Below are 21,774 nucleotides of genomic sequence, written 5' to 3'. Positions count from 1 at the left end.
TATATTAATTGCCTGTATGTAAAATGTTAAATTTTGTTAAAAATAATTATAACTGATTGATATTTAGTGTTATAATTTTATATTTCAGAGGTCAAAAGGGCTTAAATAACCTGTTTTGACCTATATTTTTGGATCGCCTTGAAAAATATTTATTAGTGTTAAAGTTACACTATGATAAAATAGTATTAGTAGCGTAATCTGGCTGATTACGCACCCGGTTCATTAGCCAAGCTAAATGTTATAAGCGTTGAAATAACGCTTAATATCAGACCCAGATAAAATCGTATTGAAATTGCTTAAACAGTGTTACTGAGAATATTTTAGATTTTTTGCGGATTTTGGCCTTGTTTTTAGGGCTATAAACCGAGCCAAATGTTTATTTTAATCCGCATAACTTTATCAAATGTTTAAACCATTTAAATTACTCTCTTTTATTGCCCTGCTGTCCTTTTGTTCCTGCTCATCAGTATATGTGCCTAATGTTCCGAACACGCCGATGTTAAGTTCTCAGGGAGAATTAAGTGGAGGTGCTCATATCTCACTCAGGGGAAATGCAAATTTCAACGGTGCTTACGCAGTTTCCAATCATATCGGGGTACTGCTGGGAGGGGAATATATGAACAGTGAGCGCAGGCGTAAAGACTTTAACACCAAAATGGTTGAAATAGGCGGGGGCTACTTCACTACTTTCGGCCCTGATCAAAACAGGATCCTTGAAATATATGCCGGAGTAGGGACCGGGAAGACCGACCGCAGTTTCAGGAATTACGATTCCGGGGAGCTGATCAGTTCAGAAGTGCAGGTGACAGATTTCAGTAAAACCTTTGTGCAGGTAAACTACAGCTCTAAGAAAAATAAGAACTTTCACCTTTTCGGGAACAACTATCCTTTAAATTATGGTACTGCACTGCGTGTCAGCCACCTCAGCATGGATAACTTTTTCATCAACGGAGTGGTTACGCCAAAAGAAGATAATATCTATCTGGAACCCATCTTTTTTACACGGATGCGACTAAGCGACGCCGTACAGCTTCAATATACCACCAGCAGTAATATCGGGTTAAAAAACCGGAAATACATGACTGCCGGAAATTCGATCTTTAGTGTAGGTGCGGTAATCAACGTTGGTGGGCTGAAGAAGAAGAAATAAAGCTAAAGTTTAAAAATTACAAGACAGCCGGGAAATAAGGTCCCCGGCTGTTTTAGACTACCAGGGACTAATCCCAGTTTCCGGCGAATTATCGTCGCTAAAAAATGTACCTGTGGGGCCATCCGCTCCTAACACCGCAGCCTTTACCACTCTTGCAGCGGCATCCGGTACAGTGCCCGGGCCACTATGGTGATTAAAATCTGTAGCGGTATAACCCGGGTCAACAACGTTTACCTTAAAGGCTGTCTCCTTTAAATCATGGGCCAGTGCCAGGGTATAAGCGTTTAGTGATGCCTTGGAAGGAAAATAACTGGCAACCTTTACGTTGTAATACTTCCATGAAGGATCAGCATGCAATGCAATTGAACCCAGTCCCGAAGTTACGTTTACAATTCTTGGTTCAGGTGCATCCATCATCAAACCGATGAAAGCCTGTGTTACCTGTATTACCGCAAAAAAGTTAGTTTCAAATACAGCCCTGAAAACGCTCATCTCTGTTTCCAGCGCATTTTGCATCGTACCACTTACGCCTGCATTGTTAATCAGCACATCAAGTACCTTGGTTTTCTGTCCCAGTACGGTACGTGCCGACTTTACCGATTCGGCATCCGTTACGTCGATGACTATTGGTTCTACATTGGTCAGGCCTTCGGCATTCAGCTGGCGAACTGCTTCCTCACCCTTTTGCATGTCCCGGCAGCCCAGGTACACATAATATCCTTGTTGTAATAATTGTCTGGCTGTTTCAAAGCCTATACTTTTGTTTGCTCCTGTGATCAGTACTGTTTTCATATTCTTATTGTCTTTGTTTACAGTACAAATCTATGGCAGGACCCCTTATCAGGTGTAACACATACAACGGTGTTAATGGTACATTTCGCGGATTTGGTTGCGATACCCGGCGGGAGTTGCGCCAGTTTCCCTTTTAAAGAAGCGGTTAAAGTAGGAGGCATCGGAAAAACCAAGGTCCCAGGCAATTTCCTTCAGCGGATTGTTCGTATGAAAAAGCAGGCGGCGGGCTTCCATCACCAGGCGGTCGTGAATATGTTTGATTGCCGGTCGGCCACTTTGGTTCTTCACCACCTCGCTCAAATGCCCGGGAGAGATGTTCAATAATGAAGCATAATCGCCTACCTCGTGCAGTTCCTGAAAGCTCTCATCAATTTTTGCCTGGAATTTTCTCAGCAAAAGCTGGTCAACTGAAGGGGCATTGTCGTTATACTGTTCCGTATACAAACGGCTCAGGTAAGTCAGCAGGAGCGAAACATAGGCCGCCAGCATGCGTTGCCGCCATTCACTGGGCTGCTGGTTTTCCATTTTAATCTTGTTCATCAGATCTTCCACAAACGTGATGTCCGGGGCATTCAGGATCAGTTCATGGCTGTTGTATGGGTTCTGGATCAGCGGCAGTTTGCTGAGTGATACGTTTTCCTGCAGTGACAGGAATTCGGGGGTAAAAGCGAAGGCGGTGCTATAGATCAGATCCGCTTCTTCTTTAACAATGATGCGCCCGGGGTTATAAAAGTATACGGTATTGTCTTTTAATTCATAGGGCTTCATGTCCAGCCACTGTCGCATCCCACCTTTTTTCAGGAACACAAAAAGGTAATGGTCTTTGCGATGTGGAACCAGGAGACCTGCATGTTCGGGCAAAACGCCTTCAAAATTGTAAACCCTGAAATTTTTGTTGCCAGTGATCTCATCCGGTCCCAAAGAATAAACCGGTAGCTGTGCATGGGTGCTTACTGCTTGCATAATTTAAAGATAGAGAAATTTTTGTAGTCCCGGATAGCTATCCCGGCAGTTACGATTAGATAAACACGCTTGTACCGCAGAAATTCTCGCGAAATTCCTTTGGCGTGCAGAACTTCTTCTTTTTAAAGATCCTGTTAAAGTTGGAGATATTGTTAAACCCGCAGTTGACCGAGATATCCGCTATCGGCATATTCGTTTCGATCAACATTCTCGTGGCGTGTGCCAGCCTGATTTCGTTGAGTGTGTCTACAAAGGTATTGCCTGTTCTTTTACTGATAAAGCGGCTGAATGATACATCCGTCATGCTGATCAGCTGCGCCAGTTCCTTTAGCGTGATCTGTTTCTGATAGTTGGCATTCATGTATTCAAAGGCCTTATCGATCCGGCGGCTGTTGGGGTTTAAGATCTGGTTATTGTCAAGAGCAACCCTAGAGAGCGTCCTGGCATTTTCGGCAATTGACAACTCATGAAGGATATTTATCAGTTCCATCACAGCAGTAAAACCTTTCAGGTCGTTCAGTGCCATTAATTGCGCAGAAAGCGCAACAGCAGTATCCTCAGAAAACAGAATGCCCCTTGCTGAGCGTTCCAGCATTTCCCTGAGCAGGATCATCTGGTTTTTTTTGAGAAAGCGGTCTTCAAAAAGGTTTTTATGCCATTGAATAGTGACCTCCGTAACTGAGTCACTTTTACAGTGGTATGTTTGCCAGCCATGCGACAGATTGGGGCCCACTAAAACCAGCTCGATATCTGAGATTTCTTCCTCATGATCACCGACAATTCGCTTTGCGCCAGCCCCGTTGATAATTAAATTCAGCTCAAACTCTTCATGAAAATGGACAGGAAAATCGAAACTTTTCTTTTCCCTGGAGAAGATGCTAAAACAGTCCTTATGGGTCAGTGGGGTGATTTCTTTGATGATATTATTCATACCTGGCTATGGCTCAAATCTGCTTAAAAAGATGCTGCGCTGCAAGTTAAGGAAAAACAGAGATACATTTTTTTAAAACAAAGCTCAATCTTTTTAGCTTTTAAGGATGAATTATTGTTTAAGTATTTACTAAAAACCCACAACAATGACTGTGATGCAGCCGGAAATTGACAAGTTAAAAGAAGAATTTAACAACATAACAAACAGCTCAGCTGAAGAAAAACCACTAGATTTTTATGCCTACCTACATCTGAGGGAAGTCAACAGGATTGAGAAACTGATGTCTTACATGGAACTCAGCAATAACATCTCACACAAGCCAACCTGGGCAGAGATGAAAAATTACCTCGACGATGAAAGCGAGGTTGATGCACATGATAGCCGTTTGGCCTAATTTGTGTACGTACACCAATACATTATTTAAGGAAAAATCATGCGGACCTTTGAAATTACCATTCAGGGCAAAACTTATCATATCACTGAGCTGAATAAAAAATCGGGTCTGTATGAGGTTTGCTGTGATGGTATTTTTCACACCATTGGCAGGAGCTGCAAAACAAATGATTGGTTGTATATCAGGAAATCTGCCTTTTCAACGTTTTTACCTTTAAAGGAGCTTACTCCCTGTCTTGATCTACTGATCAACAATACAGATTTCGAGAAACTTATTGCATAATTAAATGTGTTTAAAACAGGATATCCTGTTTTAAACACATTAATAATTTATAATCGCCTTGCTGATTTTATCAGCAGTGTATGAATTGAGCAGTTTTTCATCGCTGATATCGGTCAGGTACATCCATTTTGAGGTATCATTCACCAGGAGGTGCCCTATGTTCACACTTTCATAGGCAACTTTAAAAATTCCCTCTCCTTTACTTTCAACGTGGAATGGGATCAGCCATCCGTTGAGGTTTACCTGAATATCGAATTTTCCTATCATATACTGTACAGTTCAAAAGTCCGGCCAGTATAGTTCTGATAGTGTATCATTTATGAAGGAATCGTAATATTAAAAGTTGTACCATGGCCCACTGCACTCTGAATCGTGATGTCGCCGCCCATTTCGACTACCTGTTTCTTCACCAGGTAAAGGCCAACGCCATGACTGTCCTCGCTGGTATGGAAGGTTTTAAAAAGCCCGAATATATCTCTACCGTACTTGTCCATGTCGATACCCTGCCCGTTATCCTTAACAATGATCCTGAGCATGCCTTCCTCCCTGTAGGTTTTCAGGGTGATACAGTTTTGTCTGTCATGGTCCCGGTATTTGATCGCATTGCTGATCAGGTTCTGCAGGATGCTCTGCATATATATTTTAACAAACAGTACTTCGTCAGACTGCCCGAAGTCGGCTTCAATCATTGTCCCGGATCTTTCGATCTCCATCTTATAGTTCGCTTTCACTTCGGCAAGGAGCTGAGAAAGGCTAACCTGCTCTTTCAGCAACATGCCCCCCTGATTGTGACGGAGCAGGATAATCAAATCATCCAGCCTGTGGAATAAGCCTGCAGAAGAATTCTTCAGCATCTTAAAAGCTGCATTATTTTCTTTAGAATAATCTTCATCCTCGAGGATGTTTATCAATGAAATGATGTTCGTCAGCGGCCCGCGGAGGTCATGCGAAATGATATGTGTAAAATGTTCCAGTTCGGTATTTCTGGAAGAGAATTGTGTATTCAGATTTTTGAGTTCCTGCTGCTGGCGGATCAGCTTAAGGTTCTGTAATTCCATCTCTTCAAATAAACGTGCATTACGGCGGTCGCGTTTCCGGATTTTAAATCGCATGACCAGTACAGCTGTAATCACCAGTATGCTAAACAGGACAACACTGATTTCTCTTTTTACCAATGTCGCAGAAATATTCTGTTGGTCGGCATCATTGGCTTTTCTAAAACTTTTGAGCAGGCGATCGCATAAAAGCCTGATCTTGTGCATTTCATGTTCGCCGAGATCAGAGTTTACCACGTCCAGCATGCGCTCTTCCCTGTGCTGTTCCCTCAGACGGATAGTGTTTCTGAGCTCCTCGAGTTTGATGGCCAGGGTATGGTTCAGACTGTCCATGACCCGGATATCTTGCTGGCCAAAATGTGTCTTTATCAATGCAGTAAGCGTTTGCTGCAGCTTTGGGAGGGTTTTTACTGATCCGTTGTACGGTGCCAGGTAAACTTTTCTGCCAGTGACCATATAGCCACGCTGGCCCAGTTCGGCATCTTTGATGGTAGACAGAATTGCCCGGGTATATGAAGAGGCTTGCTCTTCCAGTCTGATGCTTTTGATACTTTTATTGTTCTCCTTCATCAGGAGAAAAAAATAAGTGATATTGATAAGGGTAGCGCTAAAGACCAGGAGTATCAGCAACTGGATTTTTCTGTTACTACGGATTCTTTGGAGGGGGCTGAGCATTGATGCTCATTTGGCAACAATGCTGCCAAGTTATTTGCCCGAGCGGTGCAGCACAACTGCTTCCAGCTTTTCCTTCAGCAGTAGGGGAGAGAAAGGTTTTAGCAGGTAGTCGTCCAGGTATGTAAAGTTGAATGATTCCTGTATGTCTACATCGCTGGAAGCCGTCAGCGCAATGATCTTGATCTTAGAAATATTTGGGTCAGGCAATTCCCTGATATGCCTTGATGCCTCAAAACCATCCATTACAGGCATGTGAATATCCATGAGCACAACGTCAAATGCTCCTGTTTTTACCATATCCAGCGCTTCCTGCCCATTTTTGGACAGCGAATAAGTACAGTCCCACTGATCCAGAATCTTCTTCAGCAGCATAATATTGATGATATTATCTTCAGCTATTAATATGTTAAGGTTGCGAATCTCCCGCAAATGTGTAGGAGCAGGTGCTTTTTCTTCGGCTATTTCTGGTTTGGCGATATCATACCTCAGTTCAAAAGAGAATACCGAGCCAATATTTTCCTCACTTACCAGTTTAAGTTCACTTTCGTGTAAATTGATCAGCCTTTTTACAATTGCCAGTCCCAGTCCTGTACCTCCATAGCGTTTCGTAATATTGTTATTGGCCTGCAGAAAAGGTTCAAAAATAATCTCCTGTTTGTTGGCAGGAATTCCGATCCCGGAATCCTTAACCGAAAATAGCAGTGTAATCTGTTTGCCCAGCTGCACAACAGTGTTTACGCTGATTTCTACCCTGCCACCGGTATCGGTAAATTTAACAGCATTGGAGACCAAGTTATTTAAAATCTGTGTGAGCCTTGTCTGATCGCCGTTGATATAAACTTGTCTGCCTCCAAAATCCATTATCAGCCGCAGGTCAAGGCCTTTCTGTTCTGCTTTCGATTTAAATGACGAATGTATATTCTGCAGCAGCGTACTCAGATTAAAGTCGGCCTTATTCAGGACTACTTTATCTTCGTTCATCTTGCTGAAATCGAGGGTATCATTAATTAATGCAAGCAGATTTTCGGCTGAGAAGCGCAGGATCGCCAGGTTTTCTTCCTGGTCTTTGCGTGGATTTTCTATACTGAGCACGTTGATCATTCCTATCACAGCATGTAATGGCGTGCGTAATTCGTGAGACATTGAGGAAAGAAAATCAGATCGCAGCCTTGTTGCCTCCTGTGCTTCTTTAAGTGCCAGCTGTAATTGTGCGTTCAGTTCCCTTTCTTTATGATGGCTTTGGTAAAACGATTTAAAAAATTCATAATGCATCATAATCAATATGCCAAAATTGACAGCGAATGCTAACAGAAAAGACATGTTATGAATTTGCATCGGGGTAATGCTCACCCTTCCGTTTTGCATTCGTGTAATTATCATGTGGAGTACAATTGGTACTACGTTAGAAAGCGAATAGAGTATCCCCCAGTTCTTACCAAGGATATAAAAGCTTGCAGAAATGATAATAAGAGATATCTGAAGCGTAACCAGATTAATTCCCGTAGAATAAAGTATCAGGTTAGACCATATCAGCATACACAGAGACAGCAGGAATATATGGCCAGATAACTGCCACTTTCCCTTTCCAAGTAACAGATGAAATGCAAAGGCCATGGTCAGCGCCAATATTGTCAGCCTGATAATAGTAATGACATTGGGCTTTATTAATGAACTTAACAAAATGACCACCGTCAGCGTAGTCAATAATATTAACCCTAGGGTCAATATTTTGATTCTGGACTGCATTAATGGTATCTCAGTTTCATTTATCAGAGATGCGTATTTAACCTTATACCTATTAATAATATTCATGAGCGTGATGTGTGGCTCAATATTACAAAAATATTCATCGATACTTGACACCTGTTAACTGATTTTATTAAAGTTCATTCTGTCAGGTGATGCATCTGCCTTAGCATTGATTGCAACACACATCGCTTCACCTCTAAATTTAGAATTTCCGATGGTTCAATTGTGATGCAGCGGCTCTGAGTGTCCAGACAGCTTTTTTATAACCCATAAAAAAATTAATAATTAATTTGTTGTATTCTTCTATGCTGAATGTCTCGGATGTTTTACAACGTAGAAATTGATATTATCCGTCGTAACAACAAATAATTATCGGCATAAAAATAACAACTGATGAGAATGTGTTTGTATCATTTTGATATAGAAAAAATGTCATTTTACAAAACTAAAACCATTTATTAGTGTTTAAATCAACTAAATTAGAATTTTTTAAATAATTTCGATTGTTGATAGTCCTGTTTCTTTGCAGTTTACGTATAATCTGACCGATGAAAATCCTATATTTGAACAGCCCAAATACGAATTAAGGTTGTAATGAACAAGAGACCGAAAATACTGTACCTTCAGCACCATGTGCGGGACACAGGACCATTGTTGGAAATATTAGAAGAGTTAGCTCCAACATATCAGTATTTAGCTGTACAGACCCTGGAAGAGTATGTAAGTCTTTTACAAGATTTCAGACCGGATATTATCCTAGCTGATGAAGATTTAGATGTTGTTCCGCCAAGAGAGGCACTAGGTATTTTACAGGCACAGGAAGCAGATGTTCCATTTATTGTCATTTGTTCTGTTGCCAGGGAAGACGAAGCATTGGAGCTCCTGAAGGCGGGAGCTGTGGACTACGTATTAAAAGAAAAACCACAACGTTTATTCTACGTTTTATATAATCAGGCGATCAGGCTGCGTGCTATTTCTAATATGGAACAGGCTGTCAGGGAAAAGGAGCGTCTGTATAAACGCAATCTTGCTGATACGACCGCACTTAAAATCAGCGAAAAACAGATTCTTAAATCAAAAGCTAACCTGCGTGCCCTCTTTGACCATACAGATACAGCATATATTTTAGTAAATGATACTTTAAAAGTGGTGTCCTACAATATTCCTGCACAAAAGCTACGTGATAAGTTTGGTTACAGCGAACTATCTATTGGTGGTGATATACTGGATTATTTTCCTGCGGGCAGGAAGTCTGAGATTACAAATATTATACAGCGCGTGCTGAACGGGGAGAACGTCTCTTACCATACTACTTTTGCTGATGCTGAAGGCGAAGACTTCTGGTATAGTATCAAGTGGATCACCGTTGCAAATGATGAAGATCAGAATTGGGGTCTGATTTTATCGATCAGGGATATTACGACATCCAAGACTACCGCTATGGCGCTTGCCCAGACCAATGCAGAGCTGAGCAAAAGAAATAAAAGCCTGGAACAGTTTACTTATATTGTTTCTCATAACCTGCTTGCCCCGGTAGCCAATATCATGGGCATCACGGAGCTGCTTGCAGATCCGTCCGAGAACCAGCATGACGAACTGGTCAATGGATTACGGACATCGATCAAAACAATGGATACGATTCTGAAAGATCTGAGCCAGACCCTGCAGGTAAAGGACCAGGTGAACAAGAAAAAAGAAGAAGTTTTCTTCCGTCAGCTGGTAGAAGAGATAACATTCAGTATCAACAATCTGATGATCGCCGAAGAAGTAACCATTCATTGTGATTTCGAAGCGCTGCAGTCATTTTATACGGTAAGGGGATACTTGTATAGTGTTTTCTATAATATCACTTTAAATAGCATCAAATACCGCCGTCCGGAAGCTGCTCCGGAAATTATTATCAAAAGTGCAATCGTTAAAGATCAGCTGTTGCTGACCTTTGAAGATAACGGAAAAGGAATTGATATGCAAAAGAACGGCGCACATCTGTTTTCGCTGTACAAGCGCTTTGATACCACCACTGATGGTAAAGGTATGGGGATGTTCATGGTGAAAACCCAGATCGAAGAACTTGGCGGCAATATCTATGTGGAGAGCCAGGTAGGGTCGGGGACTAAGATCATGATCAGTTTGCCGGTAGTAAAAAAGGATTAGGTTTATTTGTTGATATACAATTGCAGATATTCCTTTGCTAGGACGGAATCGTTGTATTCAGCTTTTATTTTAGCAGGAGCCAGTACATTTATTTTTTGCAATTTGCTTTTCTCCGCATAAAGGGTATTCAGTTGTTGCGTGATATTATCCACATTCAGGTCTGTTATCCATCCCATGTCACGATCCAGAACATATTTATACAGACCAACCTTGTCACTTAATAACACTGGAGTGCCTACTGATAATGCTTCAATCACTACAACAGCAAAGTTTTCATTATGAGAAGTTAAAGCGAATAAATCCAGTTGAGATAGGTATTCGAATTTTTCTTCCCCGTTTTTCCAGCCTACCCATTCCAGTTTTTGATCATTCCCGCATTCCACTGCAAGTTGTTTAAGACTGTTCACGTAATTTTCCTCGCCTTCACCAGCGATTTGTAAATGGTATTCAAAATTAACTTTACTTAAAGCTTTGATCAGCAGGTCTAATCCCTTTTTGGGATCGATGCGGGAAATAAAGCCTATGGTGAATATTTTATTGTTGGGCCTCGGATAAGTGTTTTCTGAGAGCATCACCAAATTCGGAATCACATGGCCGCGCCAGTGAGGATTGATCTTGATTGATTCTTCCCATTCAGTTTCTGCTGTTACATGAAGAATTGAATGTTCAAGTAAGCCTTTTCCTATCACGTTATGGAGTAATTTCTTCGGGCCAGCGTTATTGGTTTCCATTATATATGTACTCAACATTCCGTGCGGAGAAAAAACAGGCTTTACGCCCCGTAGTTTACAGATATAGGATGCGCCAATCACCAGCAGATTCCACCAGGAGTGAATATGCACCACGTCAAATTCCTTCACGGTTGAATAAAGATGTTTCCATAGTGCTGTAGAAACATGAGTATGATCATGTGTTATTCTTTTGAAATAAGTAACCTTAACGCCATCAACATCTGTTTCTTTTCCTGGAATTACATCAAGTTCCGTCTTGCCATTGGCGGTAGTAGTGTAAACTGACACGTCATGACCTTCGAGTATTAACTGTTCAGCCAATCTGGTAACAACTACAATGGTACCGCCATAGATGTAGGCCGGCTTGTAGGAGGGCACGATAAAAAGAATTTTCATGAAAGGAGTGTAATTTATATGTTACTAAGATACTTTATAAAAACAGCCTTTTTTATAGCCAAAAGCGCTATTTTACTCGGTTAAGCTATATTAGAAGATTTTTAACAATGTGTAGATTGATAGTTGTATCTGTGTATTTGTTAATGGAAAAATGGGGGTCTAATTTCGATTTTATTCGTTCGATTATAACGCAACTTTCGTTTGATGAATTATTTATATAAACTGAACAAGCTGATGCCGAAAAAAATGCTGATTACTTGGTGATTTACCATTTGTTAGTGGTCAAGAAGGAGTTAGCCGTGGTTAACGTAAATTTTTTTTTAGAACAGCATCTTTTATTTTGAAAGAGATGCAAAAATATATCTGAACCCTATTCATTTATTTGAAGCAAAATATAAAAACAATATGATTATATATTTAAATTAAAGTATTGTTTGTGAGTTTTCTTTGGTTTAATAATTTAACTTGAAGTGGTTTTAGTGCACTGTAAGATCGGCGGTTTTCGATAGGTGAAACAATTTGAATCCCAACCAGCTATATTCCAATTTGCTCATTATTTACAGAAGGTTCGATATTCCTCACATAAAACATAATCCATAAGAAGGAAAAGTAAACGGGAGCTGGTTTAATTATTTCATGCTCAAATCTGATCTGACCTATGCAGACATTTAATCTTCATTCCACAATATGAACTCAGGATCCTTAAACTATCTAATTTGGTTCAGGTATTTTTGAACCCCTAGCTAACCGTTGGTGAATATCACAAGGTCTTCCCCGCACTCATTTGCCCCCCTATTGAGTTAAATTTCACTACGATAACTGCTTGGGGAAATAGTGATTGGGAAGGTTTTGTATTAAGGTCTTATATCTGATGCAGATATATAGCTGAGCTTCCGAAAGAACCGGCATCCAGAGATCCGAAACCAGAAATTGGGATGTTATGAGCTTTCTTTGAAAGTGTTAAACTAATATCTAAAATAAAGATGTATCTTTCTACGAATGAATTGAACGTTACTAGCACGCCACCATAGTTGAATAAATCAATCAAATATATCAACTCAGTTTCTCATGCATTGTGGATGCAGTACCTATCCTATGTGACTCGCCGATTAATACAGAATGAGTCTTCCCGGATTAGAGATTTGTCATACTGGCAAGATGAATTGTTCATTAAAACTACAGCTATTACAATACCAGCCAGTCTGATGGTAATGATCCCAAGCATCATTATCTTTTGGGGGGAAGGATCGCGCTGGATTCCTGGCGTAGATATCTTTGCATTCTCATCTGTTTCGATATTTATACTTTGTACAAAATATCCTATCAAGATAAAGATGAGTTTTGCAGTGTTCGTTTTAACCTTATTAGCAGTTTTCCTTATTGCTTCTTTGGGATCGTTCGGTGTAGGCAGTATCTATCTTTTAGCAATCAGTGTAATAATCTCATTGCTCTTTTCCGATAAGATTGCTTATTGCAGTATTGGTGTAAATGCATTGATTTTCGCAGTTTTCTCTTTACTGATCAACGAAAAAGTTGTGCGATGGACAATTGTAAATAATTATAAGATAGACGTCTGGCTGATCTATTCCCTTAATTTTTTATTTCTTAATTTCATGATCGTTGTAGAGATACGCCATCTGTTGGTTGGGCTTCAATCCACCATGGAGCAGGAGAATAAATTGCTCAAGATCCTGCAGACAGAGGTGGCTGATAAAACTATCAGAAATAAACAATTAGCAGAATCAGAAGGGCATTACAAAAGTTTATTTTTCAATAATCCATCACCCATGTGGATATTTGACCCTGCTACCTTCTATTTTTTACAAGTAAATGAAGCCGCAATGGTAAAATACGGATTTTCTTCAGAAGAATTTCTGGAAATGACCATTCAACAAATCCGGGTAGATCCAGTAGATCTTATAGTTGATCGCTTAAACAATGCGGTAGCCAATGAGTCGATCTTTAGTAATGTAGCTCTTCATCGAAAAAAAAACGGCAAGCAATTTTATGCAAAAATCAGATGTAGTACAATCCCTTTCCATGGGCATCAGGCATTATTGGTGATTGCTCAGGACATTACTACTCAGATATCTCATAATAAAGCTATAGAAGAGCAGAATTTAAAGTTAAAAAAGATCGCGTATTTTCAGTCGCATATGGTTAGGGCCCCTCTGGCCAGGATTAAAGGATTATGGTCGTTATGGGAACTTGAAGAAAGACCAGAATCTGACTCACAATTATTTGAATTCATGAAGATGTCAATTGAAGAGCTAGATACTGTCATTCGAGGCATTATTAAAGATAGTGAAGTGGTTTCATCAGTCAAACCTAGAAATACGAGAGGGAAAGAAGGAAATGATTAACAATGCCTTATCCCCTCCCTGAAACAAATGGAGACTCTATTCGGTTTCCATTTAAGCAATTACTAATTATTGTTTGCTTTTAACAATCTTTACCAGTGGACGCGCAATAACATTTTCAAAAATCTAATCTCCAATTATACTGATTTCGCCTTCATTAGTTGAAGATTCCCTATTAGCGAAAATGAGATGTATTTTTAATTGATTGCGGCCAATCGAATCTATGACACCATAGACGCGTCTATTTGGGTGCAGATATGATGTGTGTAAAGTAAATTAGTAACTTGCCGGATATCTATATGTGATTTATATCATTTTCTAGCTAGTTCGATCGCTTGATATTTAACAAAAAATCACTACCATGAGAAAAAATAACTTACTGTTAAATACCATTGTGATCATTATTGCGACAGTTTCCTGCCAGAATCAAAACAGAAATAACCGGGACCAGGCGGCAACCAGCGTTACCGATACTACCACTGACACTACCAAAAGAGCCCAGATATACACCTCGGACGTAGACCTGCAAGGAAATGAAAAACTATTCATACTTGAGGCCATCAATGGTGCATTGTTTGACATTGAAACAGCTGCAATTGTGGAACGAGAAACTAAGGATCCTCTGGTAAAGTCTTTTGCAAAAAAGATGTTCACAGCCAGCACGAAAGCAAACAATGATCTGGCATCAATTGCAAAAGGAAAAGGCATCAATCCACCAACAGTACAATCTGAAGAAAACCGCACACAACTGCTGGTTTTGAAAACAGTATCCGGGAAACTATTAGACAAAACCTATATCAAACTTGTCAGTACATCACTGGCCCACTACGATATGTTGTTCGGCAAAGCAGTTACCTTCAAGAACAAGGATATCAAAACATTTGCGATCAATGCCCTTTCAGAGATACAGCAACGACACAAAGAGGCAACAGCTATCGCTAAAAAGCTAAATGTTAGCAATCAAAACAATGGCAATGATCTTCTATAGATAAAAAGCGCCAAATTTTCAAAATGTTTTTCTTAACACTATGACTACTATTAGATAAATTTTATCCAGGTAGAGTAGCAGGTGGATCGGTAATTACAAAAGCTATAATTATGGTTTGCCTTCACTATATAATATTAGAAAGAATTTAGTGCGGGGACAAATATGTTCCATGTATTGGCTTTGCTCTATAATCTGTAAATCAGCATTTGTGAAACCAGCAATTGATAATAGTCAAGGTTACTGCATTGCAAATATCATTTGCAAATCCATTTTGCATACCTAACTTTATTCTAGTTATATAATACATAAAAAAATATGAAGTCTATGTCACAACTTTTAGAAGATAGTTTACTACTGATCTGGAACAACCGAAATTCAGTCGAAAGATTGGAACTCATGGAAAAAATTTATTCTGGCGATATCGTTTTTTTTGAGAATGATTATAGTGAGCCGTTTAAAGGCTTCACTGCTATAAATGACTTGATTGATAAACTTCAGCTCAGCTGGCCTGAAAGTTTTAAATTCACTACAACTGATTTTGAAATAAATCATAATATTCAATATGTAAGTTGGGTATTGGGTCCAGATGCTCAACAACCTGTAGCAGCTGGTAAAGATATAGCGATAATTGAAAATGGAAAAATAGTTTCCCTATATCTATTTTTGGATAAGGATTAACTATTTCCTGACGTCATTTTTTTAAGTATGATGCCTAACATTGGACTAAATCCGTGATTAAACGTAAATCAAACAGGAAATGGTTTAATTAATGCACATTTGAGGCCTGGGAAAACCAAAATTAAGATTTGCAATCTTTCCATTTGGTTTCATTTTTTTGTTTTATTACTATATAAAATGGTAAATTAAACTTTTAATGGTTAAACAAATGGAGAACCTACCTCTACCAGAAAACGAGAGTGACCGCCTAAAGGCTTTAAAAAGCTATGAAATATTGAACTCTCTGTCTGAGCAGGATTATGATAGAATAACTGCTCTGGCTGCAATCATTTGCGATATGCCCATCTCATTGATCACATTGGTGGATCAGGAAAGGCAATGGTTTAAATCTAAAGTTGGTCTGAATATTGATCATACGCCAAGGGAAATTGCATTTTGTCAGTACACAATCATGGATGATGGATTGTTTGAAGTCTGTGATGCTGATATTGACGAACGTTTTAAGGAGAATCCTCTGGTAGCAGAAGAACCGCATCTGAAGTTTTATGCGGGATATCCGCTGATTGATCCCGCAGGGTATAAGCTGGGTACATTGTGCGTGATAGACAGGAAGCCTAACCGGCTTAACGACCGGCAAAAACAGGCTTTACATCTTTTAAGTATAGAGGTGATGCAATTGATCACCGATAGGAGGCTTAAAGAAGAGCTGAGAAATTTCGAAAAGTTATTTCTGTTATCCAATGATCTCATATGTATATCAGGTACAGATGGCTTTTTTAGAAAGGTAAACCCTTCTTTTGAAAAGTTGCTTGGCTGGTCTGAAGCAGAGATATTGGGAAAAACGATTTTTGATCTTGTACATCCCATGGACCAGCTGACTACCGCTATGGAGATGGAAAAGTTGAAACAGGGCGAATCCATCATCAATTTTGAACACCGCCTTCAAACTGCATCTGGAACATATAAAATATTTCAGTGGGTCGTTAGCCCCGAGCTCCATACTGATAATTTGTTTGCTGTTGGAAGAGATATCACACTGATCAAAGAAAACGAAGAAAAACTGGCTGAAAAAGAAGCAGATCTCCGCGCTGTCATCGAAAATTCACAGGGCTTTATCGCTACGCACGATCTCGGGGGAAATTTCACTTCCGTCAATGAGGCAGGAGCAGGAATACTGGGTTATCGTGTGGAAGAAATTACAAAAATGAGTCTTTTTGATGTAATACCTGAAGAACGGCACCCTTATCTGACAGCTTATCTAAAAGAAATTCAACAATCCGGCAGAGGGGAAGGGCAAATGCAGGTAATCCATAAGGATGGCTCCTTAAAAACACTGATGTTCAATAATGTCCTGGAATCAAGAAATGGAAAGGCCCCATACGTGATAGGCAATGCCCTGGATATTACAGAAAATAAGAAAATGGAATATCGCGTTTCTCAGTTAAAAGAAATGCTTGAGCAGACTAACAGGGTTGCCCGGGTTGGAGGATGGCAACTTGACCTCTCAAATGAAGAAGTGTACTGGACTACGGTAACCCGGGAAATCCATGAACTCCCCGAAGATATTGAACCTAGCCTGCAAACAGGACTTAGCTTTTATAAAAAGGGTTCGGGGCGCGAGGAGATCCAGGCTGCGGTTGATCTGGCAATTTCTAAGGGGCAGGCTTGGGACATAGAACTACAGATCATTACTTACACCGGTTCGGAGGTATGGGTAAAATCAATCGGAAATCCTGTTTTTGAAAACGGAACTTGTATAAGGATATATGGTTCTCTACAGGATATAGACACGAGAAAGAGAATAGAACTGGAAGCAGAACGATCCAGGACTATCCTGGCCTCCTTTGTAACCTACACTCCTGCAGCAGTTGCCATGCTGGATAAACATATGGATTATATCGCTGTAAGTAACCGATGGCTGGAAGATTATGGCCTCAAAGGCCAAAATATAGTTGGAAGAAGTTATTATGATTTTTTTCCATTTATAACTGAACAGGGAAGGCAGCGCCATCAGCGGATACTTAATGGTGCGGTAGAGCGGAAAGAAGAAGATATTTATGTGGGCAGCGACGGTAAAGATAATCAGTTTATTACTTGGGAAATGCGGCCATGGTCAATAGCGGATGGCACTATAGGTGGTATGATGATCTTTACACAGAACATTACAGCTGCCGTTCAGCAAAGAAATGAGTTAGACCAGGCAAAAGTGGCCGCTGAACAGGCTAGTATTGCTAAGTCGGACTTCTTATCCAATATGAGTCATGAGATCCGTACGCCATTAAATGGAGTAATCGGATTTACTGATCTGGTACTCAAAACAGAGCTCAGTGATACCCAGCTACAATATCTTTCGATTGTGAACCAATCTGCTAACGCTCTGTTAGGGATTATCAACGATATACTGGATTTCTCAAAGATAGAGGCTGGAAAACTGGAGCTGGATATCGAAGAATGCGATATTTATGAGATCAGTGGTCAGGCTACAGATATAATTACCTATCAGGTCCAAAAGAAAGGGCTTGAGATGTTACTGAATCTTTCTGCAGACTTGCCCCGCTTTATCTGGACAGATTCACTACGGCTAAAACAAATCCTGGTAAACTTGCTTGGCAATGCCGCAAAGTTCACCGACCAGGGCGAAATTGAACTTAAGATTCAGGTTGTTCAGCATCATCAGGAGCAATCGCTGTTACGTTTTAGTGTAAGAGACACCGGCATTGGTATCAAAGCCGATAAAATAGATAAGATCTTTGAAGCATTTGCCCAGGAGGATGGCTCTACTACTAAGAAATATGGTGGTACAGGACTAGGGTTAGCCATCACAAATAAGCTGTTAGGCCTCATGAGCAGTAAACTTGAACTTCACACCACCCTGGGTGAAGGAAGCGAATTCTTTTTTGAGGTGTGGCTGCGTTGCGCCCAAGGAGACGCTAAAGAATGGGAAAATATCAGTTGGATCAGTAAGGCACTGATTGTGGACGATAATACCAATAACCGGATCATCCTTGAAGAAATGCTTCTCCTTAAGGGGATCAAAAGCATCCAGGCTAAAAATGGATTTGAGGCCCTTCAAATTTTAGCCGCCGGAGAAAAATTTGACGTTATTTTAATGGATTACCATATGCCATACCTCGATGGTCTGGACACCATCCGGCAGATCAGAGAAAGTTTTAACGATACCGCCATTTTGCAGCCTATAGTCCTGCTGTTCAGTTCGTCAGATGATGAAAAGATAATACGTGCCTGTGATGAACTGCAGGTCAGCTCAAGATTAGTAAAACCTGTGAAAATGACAGAATTATACGGAATGCTGTCTCACCTTTTATTAAAAGACAAATCAGGTTCATCAAATGTGAAGGCTATTTCTGTAGAAATTACAGCTGCACCATTACGGATCTTGGTAGCAGACGACAACCCTGTTAATATGCTTCTGGCTAAAACAATTATCAGCAGGGCGGCCGTTAATGCAGAAGTGATTGAAGCCCGAAATGGTATAGAAGCAGTGGAACATTTTAAAAAGACATCACCTGATCTGATCCTGATGGATGTACAAATGCCGGATATGAACGGGTACGAGGCCACTTTGGCCATCCGGAAACTGGAAGACAATAAACACCGGGTACCTATCATCGCATTAACTGCAGGTAATGTAAAGGATGAGCGCGAAAGATGTGTGAGCGCAGGAATGGATGATTTTGTTGTTAAACCTGTAATTGAGGACACGGTTATCCAAATTCTCAAAAAATGGTTGCACATCCAGGAGCCTGCAGAGATTTATTCCAGTTATGTTGCTACTGAAGATCTGCAGCATTTTGATCCTGCTATTTTGCGGACACATATCGGCGACAATAGTTTAATCCTTGCTGAGATTTTAGCGCTGACAAAAGTTCAGTTAAAACAATCCTTATCGGTACTTCAACTAGCTATCGATCAGGAGAGAAGACAGCAAATTTCGGCAGAAGGCCATAAAATGTATGGCACAGCTGTTTCTGCTGGCCTCCCTAAACTGGCGAAACTTGCCCGTGAAATAGAGCTGATCGGGGATCAGCCTCTTTCTGCTGCGAAAGGTATGTTCAAAGCCGTAAGTGATGAAATAGAGGTTTGTACTGAACTCATGTGATCCTGCTAAACATAAAATAAGCAACAGTACTCATTGGAGTATAAACTTATCAATATTTGTTAAGTGGGGGCAATTGCCCAACTCTTGATATATACTGTCAATGCATTCATCTTTTTCGCTAACATATCAAATATGAAAAGATATAATACAGAACGGCTGGCTGATGTGGACCGCTTTTTAAAATTAGATATCAGTAAAGACAAGGAATTACAGGAGATTGTGGAACTTGCAGCGGAGATTTGCGGATCGCCGATTGCGATGATTACCCTGATGGACGGAGAGACGCAGTTTGTAAAATTTCGAACCGGCGCTGACATTGATCAGGTAGATTATACCAACACATTTTGTCAGTTTACACTAAAAAGCGACGATTTGTTGATCGTACCAGACGCCACAAAAGATAAAAGGTTCGCAGATAATGTTTTTGTACAGGGCAGCCCACATCTCAGATTTTACGCGGGGATGCCATTAACTACTGAAAAGGGAAACGCAGTAGGTACGTTGTGCGTTTTTGATACTCAGATCAGGGACTTACCGGAATTGGAGAAGGAAATGCTGAGAAGCCTTGCCCAGCAGGTGACCCGGCTTCTTGAATTCGATATTACCCATCAGATTCTGAAAGAGCAGTATGAACAGTCGCTTTCATCTTCCAATACTTTGCTCGCTTACTTCCAAAGTTCAAGTTCCTGCCATTTACTGATGGATGAAAACATGCGTGTGGTTGCATTTAATCAAAGTATCTCAGATCTGATTTTTAAAAATCGCCAGGCTTATTTAAAGGTGGGATCAGACGTGAAACCATATGTTCATCCAGAATTTTTGGATGAGTTTGTAGCTTACTTTAACAGGGCGCTCAGTGGCGAAAATATTAGCGTAGAAAGGCATTTGGAATATTTTAAAGGTAAAATATGCTGGTATGTAAATTTTGAATGTGCGTTTGACAGCAGAGGGCAAAGAATTGGTGTTTCCTTAAATGCAACAGACATTACAGCAAGTGTTAACAATCAGGAGCGTTTAAAAGCCCAGCTTCAGGCAATAGAGCGTATCAATGATCTGCAGGTTAATGAATTGATTAGACCTATCGAAAGGATCAATATAAATATTAAAAAACTAAATTTAATACCCGAACTGGCAGCGACGGAAGAATTTTTGGTACTCTATGCCTCATTGCAAGAGCTTTTGGAAAAACAGCAGTTGATTGCATCTGGCGCGGATCAGGTCAAATAAAGGGATACAGATTATTTTGTAAAAAAATTAATAATGATATATGCCTCTCAGTGAATTAGAACGGTTAAAAGCCGTAAATAAATTTCTTAAAATAGACTTTAGCCTGAATAAAGAACTTCAGGAAATTGTCAGTACTGCAGCCAAAATTTGCGGATGCCCAACTGCTTTGATCAGCCTGATTGGTGAGCAGACCCAATACATTAGGGTTAAACAAGCCTTTAATTTTACACAGACCGCCAGAAAGGACGCTTTCTGCAATTACACAATCGAGGAAGATAAATATTTTGTTGTTGAGGATGCCACCAAAGATGAGCGTTTCAGTAACAATCCATTAGTAACCGGTGACACCCGTATCAGGTTTTATGCAGGCATCCCTCTAACTACACATGATGGTTATAAGCTGGGCAGTCTTTGCGTGATTGATGAGTCCCCAAAAACTATCTCAGAGATCAAACTTAAAATGCTAACAATGCTGGCCAGGCATGCTATTGCCCTATTTGAGTTTGAATCAGGATTAGCGATACTCAAATCACAATATCTGGAGGCAAAACTGACTGAAATTAAGCTGCTTTCTTTTTTTGAAAGTTCAACTTCAGAACATATTATGATCGATAAAGATTATAATATCTTAGCATTTAATAGAAGGCTCAGAGATTTTGTACAGCAGGAATATCATATTACTATAGAGAAAGGAATGAAGGTTACTGATTTTGTTAGAGAAAGCTACATGCCCGATTTTATTGAGAACTGCGGCAAGGCATTATCAGGGGAACGGGTAAGGCATGAGCGCCTGATTAAATTTGGAAAAATTTCGCATTGGTGTGATATTACCTACGATCCTACCAGAAATACTAATGGAGATATTATTGGTATATCCTACAATTCGACCAATATAACAGAGCGTATCAATGAACAGCAAAATATGATAGCTCATCAAAATTTGCTTGCAAAAACCGCCTTTTTACAGTCACATGAGCTGAGAAAGCCTGTCGCCAATATTAAAGGCATTTTACTGTTATTGCGTATGGGAAATTATTTTATAACCTATCCTGAATTTCAGGAAATCCAGGATGATGTGGACGAGCTGGATGAAAAAATAAAAACAATTATAGGTTTCACGGGCGTCTGA

At 40.1% G+C, this 21,774-nt stretch carries 16 protein-coding genes; 9 read left to right on the top strand and 7 right to left on the bottom strand.

Annotated elements, in window-relative coordinates; all coding sequences use genetic code 11:
- Positions 1-403: 403 nt before the first annotated feature.
- Positions 404-1,150, top strand: a complete 747-nt coding sequence (locus FN831_RS07325; RefSeq protein ID WP_142527549.1) for a hypothetical protein — start codon at positions 404-406, stop codon at positions 1,148-1,150.
- Positions 1,151-1,207: 57 nt separating this feature from the next.
- Here FN831_RS07325 and FN831_RS07320 read toward each other — a convergent pair whose 3' ends face one another.
- From FN831_RS07320 to FN831_RS07310, 3 genes are all read right to left on the bottom strand, one after another.
- The gene (locus FN831_RS07320; protein ID WP_142527548.1) at positions 1,208-1,942 is read right to left on the bottom strand and encodes an SDR family NAD(P)-dependent oxidoreductase; all 735 of its coding nucleotides are present in this window, start codon (positions 1,940-1,942) and stop codon (positions 1,208-1,210) included.
- 72 nt (positions 1,943-2,014) lie between these two features.
- A complete protein-coding gene (locus tag FN831_RS07315; RefSeq protein ID WP_142527547.1) occupies positions 2,015-2,905 on the bottom strand; it encodes an AraC family transcriptional regulator in 891 nt (296 codons plus the stop codon).
- Positions 2,906-2,960: 55 nt separating this feature from the next.
- A complete protein-coding gene (locus FN831_RS07310; protein WP_142527546.1) occupies positions 2,961-3,836 on the bottom strand; it encodes an AraC family transcriptional regulator in 876 nt (291 codons plus the stop codon).
- A gap of 145 nt (positions 3,837-3,981) precedes the next feature.
- Between FN831_RS07310 and FN831_RS07305 the strand changes: the two genes are divergently transcribed.
- On the top strand, positions 3,982-4,230 hold the full coding sequence (locus tag FN831_RS07305; protein ID WP_142527545.1) for a hypothetical protein: 249 nt from the start codon (positions 3,982-3,984) through the stop codon (positions 4,228-4,230).
- A 321-nt stretch (positions 4,231-4,551) separates the two neighbouring features.
- On the opposite strand, the gene FN831_RS07295 is transcribed toward FN831_RS07305, so the two are convergent.
- Genes FN831_RS07295 through FN831_RS07285 form a run of 3 tightly spaced genes read right to left on the bottom strand, consistent with a single transcriptional unit; the run spans position 4,552 to position 7,946 of the window.
- On the bottom strand, positions 4,552-4,779 hold the full coding sequence (locus FN831_RS07295; RefSeq protein WP_142527543.1) for a hypothetical protein: 228 nt from the start codon (positions 4,777-4,779) through the stop codon (positions 4,552-4,554).
- A gap of 50 nt (positions 4,780-4,829) precedes the next feature.
- Positions 4,830-6,242 (bottom strand): sensor histidine kinase, encoded by a 1,413-nt coding sequence (locus FN831_RS07290; protein ID WP_142527542.1) that lies wholly within the window; start codon positions 6,240-6,242, stop codon positions 4,830-4,832.
- 30 nt (positions 6,243-6,272) lie between these two features.
- Positions 6,273-7,946, bottom strand: coding sequence for an ATP-binding protein (locus FN831_RS07285; protein ID WP_221931301.1), 1,674 nt, complete (start codon positions 7,944-7,946; stop codon positions 6,273-6,275).
- Positions 7,947-8,585: 639 nt separating this feature from the next.
- Here FN831_RS07285 and FN831_RS07280 point away from each other — a divergent pair.
- Positions 8,586-10,145: a sensor histidine kinase gene (locus FN831_RS07280; RefSeq protein ID WP_142527540.1), complete on the top strand. Its 1,560-nt coding sequence runs from the start codon at positions 8,586-8,588 to the stop codon at positions 10,143-10,145.
- Between the two features lie 2 nt (positions 10,146-10,147).
- On the opposite strand, the gene FN831_RS07275 is transcribed toward FN831_RS07280, so the two are convergent.
- Entirely contained in the window at positions 10,148-11,272 is a 1,125-nt protein-coding gene (locus tag FN831_RS07275; RefSeq protein ID WP_142527539.1) for an XrtY-associated glycosyltransferase XYAG1, read from the bottom strand.
- Positions 11,273-12,303: 1,031 nt separating this feature from the next.
- Here FN831_RS07275 and FN831_RS07270 point away from each other — a divergent pair.
- From FN831_RS07270 to FN831_RS07245, 6 genes are all read left to right on the top strand, one after another.
- Positions 12,304-13,635 carry a PAS domain-containing protein gene (locus FN831_RS07270; RefSeq protein ID WP_142527538.1) on the top strand — a complete coding sequence of 444 codons (1,332 nt, stop codon included), beginning with the start codon at positions 12,304-12,306 and terminating at the stop codon, positions 13,633-13,635.
- A 358-nt stretch (positions 13,636-13,993) separates the two neighbouring features.
- Positions 13,994-14,620: a DUF4142 domain-containing protein gene (locus tag FN831_RS07265; protein WP_142527537.1), complete on the top strand. Its 627-nt coding sequence runs from the start codon at positions 13,994-13,996 to the stop codon at positions 14,618-14,620.
- Positions 14,621-14,944: 324 nt separating this feature from the next.
- A complete protein-coding gene (locus tag FN831_RS07260; protein WP_221931300.1) occupies positions 14,945-15,298 on the top strand; it encodes a hypothetical protein in 354 nt (117 codons plus the stop codon).
- A gap of 208 nt (positions 15,299-15,506) precedes the next feature.
- The gene (locus tag FN831_RS07255) at positions 15,507-19,418 is read left to right on the top strand and encodes a PAS domain S-box protein (RefSeq protein ID WP_142527535.1); all 3,912 of its coding nucleotides are present in this window, start codon (positions 15,507-15,509) and stop codon (positions 19,416-19,418) included.
- A gap of 132 nt (positions 19,419-19,550) precedes the next feature.
- On the top strand, positions 19,551-20,645 hold the full coding sequence (locus FN831_RS07250) for a GAF domain-containing protein (RefSeq protein WP_142527534.1): 1,095 nt from the start codon (positions 19,551-19,553) through the stop codon (positions 20,643-20,645).
- A gap of 40 nt (positions 20,646-20,685) precedes the next feature.
- Positions 20,686-21,774, top strand: coding sequence for a GAF domain-containing protein (locus FN831_RS07245; protein ID WP_142527533.1), 1,089 nt, complete (start codon positions 20,686-20,688; stop codon positions 21,772-21,774).

Origin of the sequence: Pedobacter westerhofensis, assembly GCF_900182595.1 — a bacterium.
Lineage (GTDB): Bacteria > Bacteroidota > Bacteroidia > Sphingobacteriales > Sphingobacteriaceae > Pedobacter > Pedobacter westerhofensis.
The sequence above is the reverse complement of the archived record's forward strand: the minus strand, read 5'-3'. Positions and strand labels throughout refer to the sequence as shown.

Coding starts and splice junctions, on each gene's coding strand:
- FN831_RS07325 (WP_142527549.1), top strand. CDS start 404: ATGTTTAAACCATTTAAATTACTCTCTTTTATTGCCCTGCTGTCCTTT.
- FN831_RS07320 (WP_142527548.1), bottom strand. CDS start 1,942: ATGAAAACAGTACTGATCACAGGAGCAAACAAAAGTATAGGCTTTGAA.
- FN831_RS07315 (WP_142527547.1), bottom strand. CDS start 2,905: ATGCAAGCAGTAAGCACCCATGCACAGCTACCGGTTTATTCTTTGGGA.
- FN831_RS07310 (WP_142527546.1), bottom strand. CDS start 3,836: ATGAATAATATCATCAAAGAAATCACCCCACTGACCCATAAGGACTGT.
- FN831_RS07305 (WP_142527545.1), top strand. CDS start 3,982: ATGACTGTGATGCAGCCGGAAATTGACAAGTTAAAAGAAGAATTTAAC.
- FN831_RS07295 (WP_142527543.1), bottom strand. CDS start 4,779: ATGATAGGAAAATTCGATATTCAGGTAAACCTCAACGGATGGCTGATC.
- FN831_RS07290 (WP_142527542.1), bottom strand. CDS start 6,242: ATGCTCAGCCCCCTCCAAAGAATCCGTAGTAACAGAAAAATCCAGTTG.
- FN831_RS07280 (WP_142527540.1), top strand. CDS start 8,586: ATGAACAAGAGACCGAAAATACTGTACCTTCAGCACCATGTGCGGGAC.
- FN831_RS07275 (WP_142527539.1), bottom strand. CDS start 11,272: ATGAAAATTCTTTTTATCGTGCCCTCCTACAAGCCGGCCTACATCTAT.
- FN831_RS07265 (WP_142527537.1), top strand. CDS start 13,994: ATGAGAAAAAATAACTTACTGTTAAATACCATTGTGATCATTATTGCG.
- FN831_RS07260 (WP_221931300.1), top strand. CDS start 14,945: ATGTCACAACTTTTAGAAGATAGTTTACTACTGATCTGGAACAACCGA.
- FN831_RS07255 (WP_142527535.1), top strand. CDS start 15,507: ATGGAGAACCTACCTCTACCAGAAAACGAGAGTGACCGCCTAAAGGCT.
- FN831_RS07250 (WP_142527534.1), top strand. CDS start 19,551: ATGAAAAGATATAATACAGAACGGCTGGCTGATGTGGACCGCTTTTTA.
- FN831_RS07245 (WP_142527533.1), top strand. CDS start 20,686: ATGCCTCTCAGTGAATTAGAACGGTTAAAAGCCGTAAATAAATTTCTT.